The sequence below is a fragment of the Novosphingobium sediminicola genome, from assembly GCF_014196525.1.
GTDB lineage: Bacteria > Pseudomonadota > Alphaproteobacteria > Sphingomonadales > Sphingomonadaceae > Novosphingobium > Novosphingobium sediminicola.
Genome location: NZ_JACIDX010000009.1, coordinates 89,298 through 102,948, shown reverse-complemented (window position 1 = coordinate 102,948; position 13,651 = coordinate 89,298). Strand labels below are relative to the sequence as shown.

Below are 13,651 nucleotides of genomic sequence, written 5' to 3'. Positions count from 1 at the left end.
GCTTCTCCCTGCTGACATAATGCTGTCAGCAGGGGCGGCGCACAAGGGGGCATCCTATCAACAGGAGGTTTTCATGATCACGCTCTATCACGCCCCGCAATCGCGTTCCTCGCGCATCATCTGGCTGCTGGAGGAATTGGGCGCGACCTATACGATTGCGCCCGTATCGATCTTTCGCCCGATGACCGGGCAGGGCCATCCCGATCCGGCCAACCCCCACCCCGATCAGCGCGTACCCGCCATCGAGCATGATGATGCGCTGATTACGGAATCGGTCGGGATCGCGCTTTACCTTGGCGATGCCCTGCCCGGCGCCGGTCTGGCCCCGGCGGTGGGCAGCGCATGGCGCGGGGCCTATTGCACATGGCTGGCGTGGTATGCCTGCGAGATGGAACCGGCGATGTTTGCCGCCATGTCGGGCGCGCTGGCCGCTTCGCCCAACAAGCAGCGCGATTATGATGCCGTGGTGCGCCGTTTGGAAACCACGCTGGCGCATCGCGATTATGTGCTGGGCGAGGAATTCACCATTGCCGACCTGCTGATCGCCAGCGCGCTGGGTTTTGGCCGCAGGGCTTTCCCGGCCAGCGAATTGATCGACGCCTATGTCGAGCGGTGCCGCAACCGCCCCGCCGCCATCCGGGCGTTGGCCTTGGATGATGCGGCGGGTTTGCAGCACGCAGCAGAAGCGGTTTTGTAAACCTCAGGCCGTCGGCGCCAGATCCTTCAAAGCCTGCAATACATCGGCAAGGCTTGCGGGATCTGGCCTCGCACCCGCTTCGACCAGCTTGCGGCCCTGAACGTAATCCTTGACCATGTTGACGCAATCGAGGGCGATGACGCGGCCATCCTTAAGATAGATCACCGAAAAAGCACGCTTCTCCGGATCTCCGCGCAGGATCGTCTGGTCGAAATCCCGGCTGATCCCGGCGGTTTGCAGGCGCAGGTCATACTGGTTCGACCAGAACCACGGGAAAGCCTTATAGGGCTGGGCATCGCCGCAGATCGCCTTGGCCACACAGGTCGCCATGTCATTGGCGTTCTGTACCGATTCCACCCGCATCTCCGCCCCCCCGGCATAGGCGCAGGCAAAGGAGGCGCAATCGCCGATGGCATAGATGTCGGGCAGGCTGGTGCGGCAATATTCGTCCACCACCACGCCCGGACCGCCGTGCGCGCCCGCCGCGATCAGCGGGCCGACCGCAGGCACGATGCCGATGCCTACGATCACCGCATCGGCCGGGATCACCTCGCCATCGGCCAGCCTGACGCCGGTGACATGGTCCTTGCCCTCCAGACTTTCCACCGCCGCGCCAAGGCGCAGATCGACGCCATGCGCGCGATGTTCGGCCTGATAAAAGGCGGAGAGTTCCTCGCCCGCCACGCGGGCCAGCACGCGGGGCAGGGCTTCGAGCAGGGTGACGCGCAGTCCCGCCTTGGACAGCACCGCCGCCGCCTCCAGCCCGATATAGCCGCCGCCGATGACCACGATGTTGCGGATGCCATCATCCACCTGCGCCATCAGCCGGTCGCAATCGGCGCGAGTGCGCACGGCATGGACTCCGGCCAGATCTGCCCCGGCGCAGCTCAGGCGGCGCGGATCGCCCCCGGTGGCCCAGACGATGCGGTCATAGGCAAAACCCGCGCCATTATCGAGCGTCAGCACCTTGGCCGCCGCATCCACCGCCACCACTTCGCGGCCCAGCACAAAGGCAATGTCCTTTTCCGCCCAGAACGCGGGCGGGCGGATGTAGAGGCGCTCGAATGTCTTTTCCCGCGCAAAATATTCCTTGGAGAGCGGCGGGCGTTCATAGGGATATTCCGGCTCGCGCCCGATCACGGTGATCGTGCCGGTAAAGCCGTTTTGCCGCAGGGCAATCGCGCATTGCGCCCCGCCATGCCCGGCGCCCACGATGACGATATCGGCCTTATCCATGGGTCTGAACCTGCAGAAAGGAGAGCAAGGCCCCGGCCAGCGCTTCGGGCGCCTCAAGCGGGGCAAGGTGGGCGGCATCGAGCGCGCGATGTTCTGCGCCGGGAATATGGGCCAACAGATGCTCGCCATGTCCGGCAAGGGGTGTGGATGTATCGCGCGTACCGGTAATCACCAGCGTGGGACAGGCGATGCCTGCGATGCGCCCGCTCAGATCCATGTCGCGGATAGCCGCGCCGCATCCGGCATAGCCCTCGGCCTCCATGGCCAGCAATTGACGGCGCACGCTCTGCCAGATCGCTGGCGGGGCGGCATCGGAAAGGAAGCGCCCCATCGCTAATTCGGCAATCGCCGCCATGCCCTCGGCCCGGACCTTGGCGATGCGGTCGCTCCATGATGCGGCATCCATCGTCGCCGAGGTGCAGATCAGCGCCAGATCGCTGAGCCTTTCAGGCGCGCGCAGGGCCAGCTCCATCCCGATCATCCCGCCCAGCGAGACACCCGCCAGCGCAAAACGCCCGATCCCCGCCGCATCGGCCACCGCAAGCACATCGCCCGCGAGCATCGCCAGCGACATATCCCCCGGTTCGGTGCAGGATGCCCCATGCCCCCGCGTATCGATACGCAGCAGGGCGAAATATTCGCGCAGCAAGGGCATCACCCCATCCCACAGATCCATATCCGTGCCGATGGAGTTGAGCAGCACCAGCGCAGGCGCATCATCGCGGCCATCGCGCTTCCAATAGACCCGCGCGCCCGGCGCATCGGTAAAAGGCATGATGAACTCCCTCAGCCCAGATCGCCGCCCGCCACGGGCAGCACCGATCCGGTGATATAGCTGGCCTCGTCAGAGGCGAGGAAGAGGATGGGGGCAATCTGCTCCTCCAGCGTGCCATAGCGCTTCATGAAGGCCGATTGCGTGACCTGTTCGACCGCCTGCGCCATCCATGCCTGCTCCTGCGCATTGTCGCCCTCGGCGTTGCGCGGGGTGCGGCGCGGGGGCGCCTGTGTCCCGCCCGGCGCGGTGGCGACGACGCGAATGCCTGCTTCAGCATATTCCATGGCCAGCGCCTGCGTCATGCCGTTGATCCCGCCCTTGGCCGCCGAATAGGGCACACGGCGGATGCCCCGCGTGGCGTTGGAGGAAACATTGACGATCACGCCCGCCCCCTGCGCCAACATGGCGGGCAGCGCGGCATGGCAGCCATAGAGCGTGGGCATCAGCGAGCGGCGGATTTCGGCGTCGATCTGTTCGGGCGCAAATTCGGCATAGGGGCGCATACGGATCGCCCCGCCGACATTGTTGACGAGGATGTCGATCCGGCCAAACGCCTTGATGGCCGCCGCCATGGCATGGGCCGCGCCTTCATAGGTTTCAAGGTCGCATTGGCCCGAGATCGCCTTGCCGCCCGCCGCGATGATGGCCTCTTCGACCTCGGTGACAAAGGGCGCGCGGTCCACCAGCACCACGCTGGCCCCTTCGGCCGCCGCGCGGGTCGCCACGCCCGCGCCAATGCCCTGCGCCGCGCCGGTCACGACCATCACCTTGCCCGCGAAACGTCCTTGAAAGATCACAGCGCCTTCTCCTCAGACGTGGTAAATGTCGATAACCTGATGAATATAATCGTCTTTCAACACGATCTTCTTCTTCAGGATTTTTGGCTCATCCCCGCTCGTGTCCAGCTTCAGGAAGGTCGTCCCGAAGAACTGCGCGGTCTGCTGATAGCGGTGGCTGAGCGTATGCCAGTTATAGCGCAGATCGAGCGCGCCATCGGCAACCGCCAGCACTTCAACATTCGCGATGAAATGGGCGGTGCGTGCCTCGGGCGTGCTGGCCGAGGAGCGTTCGGTGTTGAGCCGATAGACCCGGTCCTCCAGCCCCTTGCGATTGGCGTAATAGATCAGCGAGATCTCGCGCTGCGGGTCGGTGGTCAGCGCGTCATCGTCGGTCCATGCCGGCATCCAGTATTCGACATTGTCCGCATAGCATTCCAGCCATGCGTCAAAATCGCGATCATCCAGCAGGCGCGCCTCGCGGTAGAGGAAGGCGCAGATCTCGGCATAGGACAGGGATTGTTCGAGGGTGATGGTCATTGTGCCGCCTCCATTAGTCCATGGCCGTCGCGGGTCAGGCCCTCCATCATGATCTGCGCCCAGAATTCATGCTGGCGCACGAACAGGCCCTCGTCCTCGCTGCGCTCGCTCGACAACAGGGGGTTCATGCCCATCGCGGCGGCATTGGCGTCCGGCCCCGCTATCCAGCGGGTGGCGCCCCGGCTCAGATCATTCCATAGGCCGCCCGCGCCCTCATAGGCCGACTGGCAGGAGCGGAATTCCTCCAGATCGTCGGGCGTGCCCATGCCGGTGACGTTGAAGAAATCCTCATACTGGCGGATGCGATGGGCGCGATCTTCGGCGCTTTCGCCGCGCGGGGCATAGCAATAGATCGTGACCTCGGTGGTGTGGACGTCGATGGGGCGCACAACGCGGATCTGGGTGGAGAACTGATCCATCAGGAACACATTGGGATAGAGCGCCAGATTGCGCGTCTGCTCCAGAATGAACCGCGCCCGATCCGCACCGAGCCGTTCCTCAAGCTGATCTTTCAGATGCCACACCGGGCGCACTTCAGGGTTCAGCACCTGGGTCCAGAGCAGGATATGGCCATGTTCAAAGCCATAGACCCCGCTGGCCGGGGCCTTGGACCAGCCATTGGCATCGACCGCCTTGGTGCCGCCCTCGGCGCGGCGGCCCATGGTGGACTGATAGTTTTCATGGACTGAGCTGACGTGATAGCCATCACAGCCATTCTCCATCTGCATCTTCCAGTTGCCATCGAACGTATAGGTGGAATTGCCGGTCAGCACCTCCAGCCCTTCGGGCGCCTGATCGACCATCTGGTCGATGATGACCCTGGCTTCGCCCAGATGGTCCTCCAGAGGCAGAACATCGTGGTTGAGCGAGCCGAAGATGAAGCCGCGATAGCTTTCCACCCGCACGCGGGTCAGGTCATGCGAGCCTTCGTGGTTGAAGCTTTCGGGATAGGCGCCGCTGCTGGCGTCCTTGGCGCGCAGCAGCTTGCCGTCGGTCTTGAAGCTCCAGCCGTGAAAGGGACAGACGAAGAGCGGCTGATTGCCCCGCTTGCGGCGGCACAGTTTCGCGCCGCGATGCGCGCAGGCATTGACCACGCAGTTCAGAGCGCCATCCTTGGCCCGGTTCAGGATCACCGGGGTGCGCCCGATCCAGGCGGTCAGATAGTCGTTCTTGTTTTCGATCTGGCTTTCATGGGCCAGATAGACCCAATTGCTCTCGAAGATATATTTCATCTCCAGTTCGAACAATTCAGGGTCGGTGAAAACATCGCGGCGGCAACGGAATGTCCCGGTTGCCGGGTCATCCACCACGGCGCTGGCAATGCGCCCGATCAGCCCTTCGTCCATTGTCCCTCTCCCCTCAGGCGTTTTCGACCGCAGGCTGGGCCTCGGCCCGGCTGCGCGCGGAGAAGCCTTCGTCAGCGGCATCATGGGCGCGCTGAAGCTGGAAATCGAAGGCGATATAGGCCGCATCGCCCTGACGGTTGGGCACGGGCAGCAGGCCCTCGCGGGTGCCAAAGGCGAAATCGTCGGCGGCAAAGGGATCATCGCCAAAATTGATCTGTGTGGTCAGCGTGCGATAGCCCGGCGCCTCGATGAAGAAATGCACATGGGCGGGGCGATTGCCATGACGGCCCAGCGCCTGCATCAACTGGTCGGTCGCGCCCTGAGGCGGTACCGAATAGCCGCTGGGCTGATGCGAATGGAAGGCATAGCGCCCGTCCGCGCCCAGCTTGATGCGGCGGCGGTTGTTGAAGGGCGTCTGTTCGCCGGTCGGGTCGAAATGCGAATACCATCCCTGCGAATTGGCGTGCCAGACATGGAGGATCGCATTCTGCACCGGTTCGCCATCGGGGCCGGTGACCGCGCCGGTCATATGCAGGACCTGCGTGCCTTCATCAGGGTCAGTGCTCAGGTTGACATTGCCCTCGACCAGCGGCGCGCCCGCGACATAGAGCGGGCCTTCGATGGTGCGCGGGGTGCCGCCGGTCAGGCCCGCTTCGGCATCCTTGGCGTCCATATAGAGGTCGAGGAAATGCTCGATACCGGTGCCCGGTACGATCAGGCCGATCTCACCCGCGCCATCGGCCAGAAACTTCATCGCCAGCCAGAATTCGCTTTCCGAAATGTCATGGCGTACGATCAGTTCCATGATCGATTGGAACAGGTCGCGCATGATGGCCTTGAAACGCGGATTGCCGCCGCTCTCGTTCACGCCCGCGGCGCGGTCGAGCAACTGCTGAATTTCGGGGGTTTTTACGAAGCTTACGTCCATTTTATACTCTCCCGGTAAAGTGGTTAACGATCATCCTCATGGATGGCCGAAGGGTGGCGGCACAGCGGCGTCACCGTCATGGTGATGAAGGGGTAAAGCGGCAGCGCGATCAGCAGATCGTGGAGTGCGGCATTGCTCTCGACGTCAAAGATCGAGACATTCGAATAGAGCCCTGCCTTGCGCCAGATGTGGCGCCACACGCCCGATGCCTGAAGCGTCTGGGAATAGGCCTTTTCCTCGGCCTTGATCCGGTCTGCCTGCGCCGGGTCAAAGTCGTGGGGGATGTTGACGTCCATTTCGACCATGAACAACATGGGGTTCAGGCTCCTGCGCCGAGGGGGTGAAGGGTTGGGGCGGCGCGGTCACGGCGGAAACGCGCCAGCTTGTCGGGGTCGAGCGTGACGCCCAGGCCCGGCCCGCGCGGCAGGGTCAGCGAGAAATCGCCATAGGTCAGCGGCTCGGACAGGATTTCCTCGGTTTGCAGCAAGGGGCCGAACAATTCGGTGCCCCACGCCAGTTCGGGCAGCGTGGCAAACACATGGGCCGAGGCGATGGTGCCGATGCCGCCTTCCAGCATCGTGCCGCCATAGAGGCCGATGCCCGATGCCGCGCCAATGGCGGCGACCTCGGCCGTGGCGAAAAGCCCGCCTGATTGCGCGATTTTCAGCGCGAAAACGCCCGCCGCATGGGCCGAGGCAATGCGCATCGCGCTGCGCGGACCATGCAGCGCCTCGTCGGCCATCAGCGCGACGGGTTGCGATTGCGACAGGCGAGCCATGGCGGCAATATCATCGCCCGCAATCGGCTGTTCGACCAACTCGCAACCGACATCATGCAGCATCGCCATGCCCAGCTTGGCCTGCGCCTCGCTCCAGTTCTGATTGACGTCAACGCGAACGCTGGCCCGATTGCCCAGCGCCTTGCAGATCGCGCCGACATGGGCGACATCCGCACGCACTTCCCGCTTGCCGATCTTCAGCTTGAAGATGCGATGGCGGCGGCGGTCGAGCATCTCCTCGCCTTCGGCAATGTCGCGCGCGGTGTCGCCGCTGGCCAGCGTCCATGCCACCGGCAGGCTGTCACGCCGCCGCCCGCCGCCGATCAGTTCCGAGACGGGAACGCCCAGACGCTTGCCCGCCATATCGAGCAACGCCGTTTCCACCGCGCATTTGGCGAAATGATTGCCGCGCACGCATTTGGCCACCTTGGCCATCGTCGCGCCCACCTGTGCAATGTCGCAGGTTTGCAGGACCGGGACGATATAGGTGTCGATGGCCGACTTGATGCTCTCAGGGCTTTCCTCGCCATAGCTAAGGCCCCCGATGGTGGTGCCTTCGCCAATCCCTTCGACCCCATCGGAATCGATCAGGCGGACGATGACCATCGATTGGTAATGCATGGTGGCCATGGCCAGCACATGCGGGCGGATGGTCGGCACATCGACGATATAGGTATCGGAAAGATCCAGGGTAGCCATTGCGGCGACTCTCCGTAAGGATTAGTTGTCTTGGGGCGATAGGTAATGTTTTTGGCGCCCTTCGACAAAGATCAATGCGGTGTCACCTTGATACCTGTGAGGTATGAAATGATCGATTTGCGGCTCCTGCGCTACTTCGTCGCCGTGACCGAAGAGGGCAATTTCCACCGTGCCGCCGAAAGGCTGCATATCGCCCAGCCGCCCCTCTCGCGCGCGATACAACAGCTTGAGACCGATGTCGGCTCGCCCTTACTGGACCGGACCACACGCCCCTTGCGGCTGACGCCGGTGGGCAAGCTGCTCTATTCGCAGGCCTTGCAAATGCTGGCCCGGATGGAGGATCTGCAGACCATGGTCCGCGCGGCGGCCACCAGCAAGCGGCGGCGTCTGGTGCTGGGTTTCGTCGCTTCGACCATCTATGCGCGCCTGCCTGAACTGATCCGCGAATTTCGCAAGGCGGCGCGCGATGTCGAACTGGTGCTGGTGGAAAGCACGACGCTGGATCAGATTGCCGCGCTGAAAGACGGTCGGATCGACATCGGATTTGGCCGGATACGTTACGACGATCCGGCGGTGCGCCGCATCATCCTGCGCGATGAAAGGCTGATCGCGGCCTTTCCGATGGATCATCCTCTGGCGCGCCAGACCGGCCCTGTCTCGCTCAAGGAACTGGCCGATGAGCCGCAGATCCTCTATCCGCGCTCGCCGCGCCCCAGCTATGCCGATCAGGTCATCTCGCTGTTCCGTGACCATGCCATCGAACCGCGCATCGTTCATGAAGCGCGCGAATTGCAGATCGCCATCGGATTGGTCGCCGCCGAGGAGGGCATGGCGATCGTGCCGGAATCAGTGCGCCGCGCGCGCAGCCACGATGTCGCCTATCGCGAATTGGCCGAACCGGCGACATCACCGATCATCCTGAGCCACCGCGCCGGCGACACCTCGCCCGAACTGGAGTTGATGGGGGAGGTCATCGCCCGGATGTATCAGGAATGGGGCTATGGCGTCCCGGCGGGCTTGCGCGCGTCCGGCGAGGCATGATGCAAAGCGCTCAACGCGGCGTGAAGCGCTTTGCATCTCAATCGCATGATGCCGGTATGCTAATCGCGTGCCTCGTCAATTTTTGAGGAAATGGCCGATGCTGCTTAAACCTGCCGGATCGATCCCTTCGCAAATCGGGCCTGCCGACTGGTTCACCGGGGCGGTGCGGATCGAAATGCTCAATGTCGCGCCCGAACCGGCCCGCCATTCCTGCGCTGCGGTCACTTTCGAGCCGGGCGCGCGCACCGCATGGCATACTCATCCGCTGGGCCAGACCCTTATCGTGACGGCGGGCTGCGGATGGACCCAGTGCGAGGGCGAGCCGGTGCATATCATCCGCGCGGGCGATGTCATCTGGTGCCCGCCGGGCCATAGGCACTGGCATGGCGCGACCAGCACCACCGCCATGACTCACATCGCCGTTCAGGAGTCGCTGAACGGCACGCCCGTTCACTGGATGGAGCAGGTGAGCCAAGAGGATTACCTTGGCGGGCTGAACGCGGTATAGGGCGCCATGGCCTTTGTCCGAACCGATCTTGCGGATCTTGCCGCCTTTATCGCCATCGCTCGCCACCGCAATTTTCGTCAGGCGGGGCTGGAACTGGGCGTCAGCGCCTCGGCGCTCAGTCATGCCCTCAAGGGGCTGGAGGAGAGGCTGGGCGTCAAGCTGGTCAACCGCACCAATCGCTCGGTCACGCTGAGCGCGGCGGGCGAGGATCTGCTGGCAGGGCTGGGCGCGCCCTTTGCCGCGGTGATGGCGGCCGAGGATGTGCTCAACCGTCATCGCCATGCGCCGCGCGGGCGCATCCGGCTCAATGTGCCCGATGTGGTGGCCGATATGGTGCTGGCCCCGGTGCTGCCCGAATTTACGCGAAGGTGGCCTGATGTCGAACTCGATATCTGTGTCGACAACCGGCTGCTGGATGTGTTCGACGAAGGCTTCGATGCGGGCATTCGGTTTGGCGGCACGGTGCCCGATGACATGATCGCCCAGCGGATCAGCGCCGATGTGGAATGGGCGATTGCCGCATCGCCCGCCTATTTTGCCCAATTCGGGGTGCCGCTCCATCCCCGTGATCTGGCCGCGCATCGCTGTCTTCAGGTGCGTCTGGGCGATGATCGCACCTATCGCTGGGAATTTGAGCGGGGCGATGAGATCCTCAATCTGAGCGTGCCGGGGCCGGTGACGCATAATTCCACCTCCTTTGCCGTGGGCATGGCGCTGGGCGGGGGCGGGCTGATTTATGTGCCGGCAAGCAGTGTGGCCGATCATCTGGCCAGCGGCGCCTTGCAACAGGTGCTTGCCGACTGGGTATCGCCGGGGCCTGCGCTGCATATCTACTATCCGGGGCGGCGCAACCTGCCGGTGGGGCTGCGCCTGCTGGTCGAACTGATCCGTGAGATGCGGCCTTTGGGCTTCTGATTTTCAGCCTTTGATGAAATTTACTCAACGCCGCATGGAATGCGCGGGGGCTGATGCAGCCGGGCGGCGGGCGCTAAGAGCGGCGTGTCTCCCAACGCAAAGGTTTTCCCCATGTACGCTACCGTGCTTTACGGCGCGGGCGATGTCCGTTTCGAGGATGTGCCCGATCCGATCATCCAGCAGCCCACCGATGCCATCATCCGCGTGACGGCGGCCTGCGTCTGCGGGTCGGACCTCTGGCCGTGGCGAGGCATTCAGGATTATGGCCAGCCCATGCCCATGGGCCACGAATATTGCGGCGTGGTCGAGGAAGTGGGCAGCGCCGTCACCTCGATCCGCCCCGGCCAGTTCGTCATCGGCTCCTTCTTCGCCAGCGACAACACCTGCCCGCATTGCCGCAGCGGCTATCAGTCATCGTGTCAGAACCGCGAATTTGTCGGCGGGGCGCAGGCGCCCCTGCTGCGCGTGCCCATGGCCGACGGCACGCTGGTGGCCACGCCCGAAACCCCCGGCGCGGATCTGATCCCCAGCCTGCTGGCCGTGTCGGATGTGATGGGCACCGGCTGGTTCGCCGCCGATGCGGCGCAGGTCCGGCCCGGCGTCACGGCGGTGGTGGTGGGCGATGGCGCGGTGGGGCTGCTGGCGGTGCTGTCGGCGCGGCTGATGGGCGCCGAGCGCATCATCGCCATGAGCCGCCATCCCGCCCGCCAGGCCATCGCCCGCCAGTTCGGCGCAACCGACATTGTGGATGCGCGCGGCGAGGAAGGCGTGGCCATCATCCGCGACATGACCAAGGGCATCGGCGCGGACAGCGTGCTGGAATGCGTGGGCACCCAGCAAAGCATGGATCAGGCGATCAAGGCGGTGCGTCCGGGCGGCTATACGTCCTTTGTCGGTGTGCCCCACGGCGTGCAATTGCGCGGCGAGGAACTGTTCTTTGCCCATGCCCATCTGCACGGCGGCCCCGCGCCGGTGCGCCGCTATCTGCCCGATCTGATCGGCAAGGTGTGGGACAAGGCGATCAACCCCGGCCTCGTCTTCGACCTCGACCTGCCGCTCTCGCAAGTGGCCGATGCCTATCGCGCGATGGATGAACGCCGCGCGATCAAGGCCATTTTGCGCCCGTAAAGGAAAATCATGTCCAATCCTGCCCCCGCCGCCCTGCTCGATATCCGGCCGGATGTGCGCGCCGCGCCGCCTGTGTGGAGTGCGGTCTTTGCTCTCACGCTGTGTGTCTCCACGCTGATCGCCTCGGAATTCATGCCGGTCAGCCTGCTCACCCCCATCGCCCGCGACCTTGCGCTGTCGGAGGGTACGGCGGGGCAGGCGATCGCCATTTCCGGCCTGTTTGCCGTCATCACCAGCCTGTGCATCGCTCGGCTCAGCGCGGGGGTGGACCGGAGGCATCTGTTGATGGGGCTGACTGCTCTGATGGCGGCGTCAGGCGTGGTGGTGGCGGCGGCGCCCAATTTCATGGTCCTGATGATCGGGCGGGCGATGATCGGCGTGGTGATCGGCGGTTTCTGGTCGATGTCGGCGGCCACGGTCATGCGCCTTGTACCCGCGCGCGATGTGCCGCGCGCGCTGGCGCTGCTCAATGGCGGCAATGCGCTGGCCACCACTATCGCCGCGCCCTTGGGTAGTTTTCTGGGTCAATATATCGGGTGGCGCGGGGCCTTCTTTGCGGTCGTGCCGCTGGCTGCATTGACCTTTGCGTGGAAGTATTTCGCGCTGCCCAGCCTGCCCGCGCCGGTGGCGGCGGATCAGGCAGGGGTTTTCGGCATCCTGCGCAAGCCCAAAGTGGCCATCGGCATGGCGGCCACAGCGCTGCTGTTCATGGGGCAATTCACGGCTTTCACCTATTTCCGCCCGTTTCTGGAGCATGTGACGGGGGTAGGGATCTCAACCCTCTCGCTGATCCTGCTGGGGCTGGGCGGTGCGGGGCTGGTGGGCAATGCCGTGATCGGGCGGTTTGTCGCGCGGTCTTTGCGGGGCACTTTGCTTGTGATGCCGGTGCTGCTGGGGCTGGTGGCGTTGGGCCTGATCCGTTGGGGACATCGGCCTTTGACCACGGGGGGTCTGCTGGCGCTGTGGGGCTGTATCGGCACGGCGGCGCCTGTGGCGTGGTGGGCGTGGATGGCGCGCGCCTTGCCCGATGATGCCGAGGCGGGCGGCGGGCTGATGGTGGCCGTGATCCAGATGGCGATCACGCTGGGTGCGGCGTTGGGCGGCATCCTGTTCGACCATGTGGGCTATCAGGCCAGTTTCGGCATGGCGGCCTCTTTGCTGGTGCTGTCGGGGGTGTTGGGGCTGTTTTGCGTGCCCGCGAAGCGCGAAACGGGGCCTGTCGAATGAGTCGACATCACATCCAAAACCCCTGTCCAGACACAATTCGTCGCAAGTTGTAACCGTTCTGTCCTCCCTGACTAATCCTTGAATGCAACCTTCATCTGCGAGAAATGATCGAACTGACACGCCGCTCTGGTGCAAATTTGAAAAGGAGTTGTGTGATGCGTGTCATGTCCAAAAAGTCGGGAATCCTTGTTCTGCTGGCCACCAGCGCTGTTGCCATGTCAACCGGCCTGGCCGCCCAGCAGCCCGATGCCGCAAAGGCCGATATCACCGTCAACGGCACCCCGATCCCGGATGCCTCGCAGATGACGCCGGGGCCTGAGATCAAGGGCTTTATCTCGGCGCGTGGCAGCAACCGGGTGCAGGTGACGGGGGCGGACGGCACGAAGTCGGTCATCGCCTATAATGAAACCACGGTGATCAAGGCCAGCAAGGGCCTGTTCGGCAGCAACAAGATGGACGGTGGGGCCCTGCTCAACGGCCTGCCCGTGACGGTGCGCACGATGCAGTTTCCCGGCGGGTTGCTGGCCAGCCAGATCACGCTGCGTCAGGGCGATCTGAAGATGGCCAACATGGTGCGCCACGGCACAGACCAGCGCTTTGCCTCCAACGAGGCTGCCACCGAGGCGCTGCGCGGACGGATGGCTGACATCGACAATTACAACGTCAAGAGCACGACCAACGTCCATTTCGACACCGGCAAGGCGGTGCTCTCGCCGCAGGACAAGGCTGAGCTGTGCAATGCCGCCAGTCAGGCTGAGGGCGTGAGCAACGCGCTCCTGCTGGTGGTGGGCTATACCGATGCGACCGGCAGCGACGATTTCAACCAGACGCTGAGCGAGAAGCGCGCCAGCAGCGTGATCAACTATCTCCAGCAGGCGTGCCACTGGAAGCCCTATCGCATGCTGACCCCGACCGGCATGGCCAAGGCTGATCCTCTGGCCAGCAATGATACGCCCGAAGGCAAGGCGCAGAACCGCCGCGTTTCGGTCAATGTGCTGGTCAGCAAGGCGGTTGACGGGGTTTAAAGGGGGGCGATCGAACCGGCCATTTCCGCAAA

The 13,651-nt window shown here is 64.0% G+C and carries 15 protein-coding genes; 7 read left to right on the top strand and 8 right to left on the bottom strand.

The features are described 5' to 3' along the window. Positions 1–73 precede the first annotated feature (73 nt). Positions 74–697, top strand: coding sequence for a glutathione S-transferase family protein (locus tag GGR38_RS12735; RefSeq protein WP_183626092.1), 624 nt, complete (start codon positions 74–76; stop codon positions 695–697). Positions 698–700: 3 nt separating this feature from the next. Here the strand turns inward: GGR38_RS12735 and GGR38_RS12730 are convergent, their stop codons facing one another. Genes GGR38_RS12730 through GGR38_RS12695 form a run of 8 tightly spaced genes read right to left on the bottom strand, consistent with a single transcriptional unit; the run spans position 701 to position 7,775 of the window. Beyond that, positions 701–1,933: an NAD(P)/FAD-dependent oxidoreductase gene (locus GGR38_RS12730; RefSeq protein WP_183626090.1), complete on the bottom strand. Its 1,233-nt coding sequence runs from the start codon at positions 1,931–1,933 to the stop codon at positions 701–703. Beyond that, positions 1,926–2,708, bottom strand: coding sequence for an alpha/beta fold hydrolase (locus GGR38_RS12725; RefSeq protein WP_183626088.1), 783 nt, complete (start codon positions 2,706–2,708; stop codon positions 1,926–1,928). Before GGR38_RS12725 ends, GGR38_RS12730 begins: the two co-directional genes overlap by 8 nt. Before the next feature lie 11 nt (positions 2,709–2,719). Further along, positions 2,720–3,505, bottom strand: a complete 786-nt coding sequence (gene benD, locus GGR38_RS12720; protein WP_343059094.1) for a benzoate diol dehydrogenase BenD — start codon at positions 3,503–3,505, stop codon at positions 2,720–2,722. Positions 3,506–3,517: 12 nt separating this feature from the next. Beyond that, a complete protein-coding gene (gene benB / locus GGR38_RS12715; RefSeq protein ID WP_183626086.1) occupies positions 3,518–4,024 on the bottom strand; it encodes a benzoate 1,2-dioxygenase small subunit in 507 nt (168 codons plus the stop codon). Beyond that, the gene (locus tag GGR38_RS12710) at positions 4,021–5,370 is read right to left on the bottom strand and encodes an SRPBCC family protein (protein WP_183626084.1); all 1,350 of its coding nucleotides are present in this window, start codon (positions 5,368–5,370) and stop codon (positions 4,021–4,023) included. The genes benB and GGR38_RS12710 overlap by 4 nt, the downstream gene beginning before the upstream one ends. A gap of 13 nt (positions 5,371–5,383) precedes the next feature. After that, positions 5,384–6,298: a dioxygenase family protein gene (locus tag GGR38_RS12705; RefSeq protein ID WP_183626082.1), complete on the bottom strand. Its 915-nt coding sequence runs from the start codon at positions 6,296–6,298 to the stop codon at positions 5,384–5,386. 23 nt (positions 6,299–6,321) lie between these two features. Beyond that, a complete protein-coding gene (gene catC / locus GGR38_RS12700) occupies positions 6,322–6,612 on the bottom strand; it encodes a muconolactone Delta-isomerase (RefSeq protein ID WP_183626080.1) in 291 nt (96 codons plus the stop codon). A 5-nt stretch (positions 6,613–6,617) separates the two neighbouring features. Then, positions 6,618–7,775 (bottom strand): muconate/chloromuconate family cycloisomerase, encoded by a 1,158-nt coding sequence (locus tag GGR38_RS12695; protein WP_183626078.1) that lies wholly within the window; start codon positions 7,773–7,775, stop codon positions 6,618–6,620. Positions 7,776–7,886: 111 nt separating this feature from the next. Between GGR38_RS12695 and GGR38_RS12690 the strand changes: the two genes are divergently transcribed. From GGR38_RS12690 to GGR38_RS12665, 6 genes are all read left to right on the top strand, one after another. Continuing rightward, the gene (locus GGR38_RS12690) at positions 7,887–8,816 is read left to right on the top strand and encodes a LysR substrate-binding domain-containing protein (protein ID WP_183626327.1); all 930 of its coding nucleotides are present in this window, start codon (positions 7,887–7,889) and stop codon (positions 8,814–8,816) included. Between the two features lie 97 nt (positions 8,817–8,913). Next, positions 8,914–9,324: a (R)-mandelonitrile lyase gene (locus tag GGR38_RS12685; RefSeq protein ID WP_183626077.1), complete on the top strand. Its 411-nt coding sequence runs from the start codon at positions 8,914–8,916 to the stop codon at positions 9,322–9,324. Positions 9,325–9,330: 6 nt separating this feature from the next. Further along, the gene (locus tag GGR38_RS12680; protein WP_183626076.1) at positions 9,331–10,239 is read left to right on the top strand and encodes a LysR family transcriptional regulator; all 909 of its coding nucleotides are present in this window, start codon (positions 9,331–9,333) and stop codon (positions 10,237–10,239) included. A gap of 111 nt (positions 10,240–10,350) precedes the next feature. Beyond that, positions 10,351–11,367 (top strand): zinc-dependent alcohol dehydrogenase family protein, encoded by a 1,017-nt coding sequence (locus tag GGR38_RS12675; RefSeq protein ID WP_183626075.1) that lies wholly within the window; start codon positions 10,351–10,353, stop codon positions 11,365–11,367. A 9-nt stretch (positions 11,368–11,376) separates the two neighbouring features. Next, positions 11,377–12,594 (top strand): MFS transporter, encoded by a 1,218-nt coding sequence (locus GGR38_RS12670; protein WP_183626074.1) that lies wholly within the window; start codon positions 11,377–11,379, stop codon positions 12,592–12,594. A gap of 155 nt (positions 12,595–12,749) precedes the next feature. Continuing rightward, positions 12,750–13,619 (top strand): OmpA family protein, encoded by an 870-nt coding sequence (locus GGR38_RS12665; RefSeq protein ID WP_183626073.1) that lies wholly within the window; start codon positions 12,750–12,752, stop codon positions 13,617–13,619. Positions 13,620–13,651: the final 32 nt, after the last annotated feature.

Coding starts and splice junctions, on each gene's coding strand:
- benB (WP_183626086.1), bottom strand. CDS start 4,024: ATGACCATCACCCTCGAACAATCCCTGTCCTATGCCGAGATCTGCGCC.
- GGR38_RS12680 (WP_183626076.1), top strand. CDS start 9,331: ATGGCCTTTGTCCGAACCGATCTTGCGGATCTTGCCGCCTTTATCGCC.
- GGR38_RS12685 (WP_183626077.1), top strand. CDS start 8,914: ATGCTGCTTAAACCTGCCGGATCGATCCCTTCGCAAATCGGGCCTGCC.
- GGR38_RS12730 (WP_183626090.1), bottom strand. CDS start 1,933: ATGGATAAGGCCGATATCGTCATCGTGGGCGCCGGGCATGGCGGGGCG.
- GGR38_RS12705 (WP_183626082.1), bottom strand. CDS start 6,298: ATGGACGTAAGCTTCGTAAAAACCCCCGAAATTCAGCAGTTGCTCGAC.
- GGR38_RS12710 (WP_183626084.1), bottom strand. CDS start 5,370: ATGGACGAAGGGCTGATCGGGCGCATTGCCAGCGCCGTGGTGGATGAC.
- GGR38_RS12675 (WP_183626075.1), top strand. CDS start 10,351: ATGTACGCTACCGTGCTTTACGGCGCGGGCGATGTCCGTTTCGAGGAT.
- catC (WP_183626080.1), bottom strand. CDS start 6,612: ATGTTGTTCATGGTCGAAATGGACGTCAACATCCCCCACGACTTTGAC.
- GGR38_RS12725 (WP_183626088.1), bottom strand. CDS start 2,708: ATGCCTTTTACCGATGCGCCGGGCGCGCGGGTCTATTGGAAGCGCGAT.
- GGR38_RS12670 (WP_183626074.1), top strand. CDS start 11,377: ATGTCCAATCCTGCCCCCGCCGCCCTGCTCGATATCCGGCCGGATGTG.
- GGR38_RS12735 (WP_183626092.1), top strand. CDS start 74: ATGATCACGCTCTATCACGCCCCGCAATCGCGTTCCTCGCGCATCATC.
- GGR38_RS12695 (WP_183626078.1), bottom strand. CDS start 7,775: ATGGCTACCCTGGATCTTTCCGATACCTATATCGTCGATGTGCCGACC.
- GGR38_RS12665 (WP_183626073.1), top strand. CDS start 12,750: ATGCGTGTCATGTCCAAAAAGTCGGGAATCCTTGTTCTGCTGGCCACC.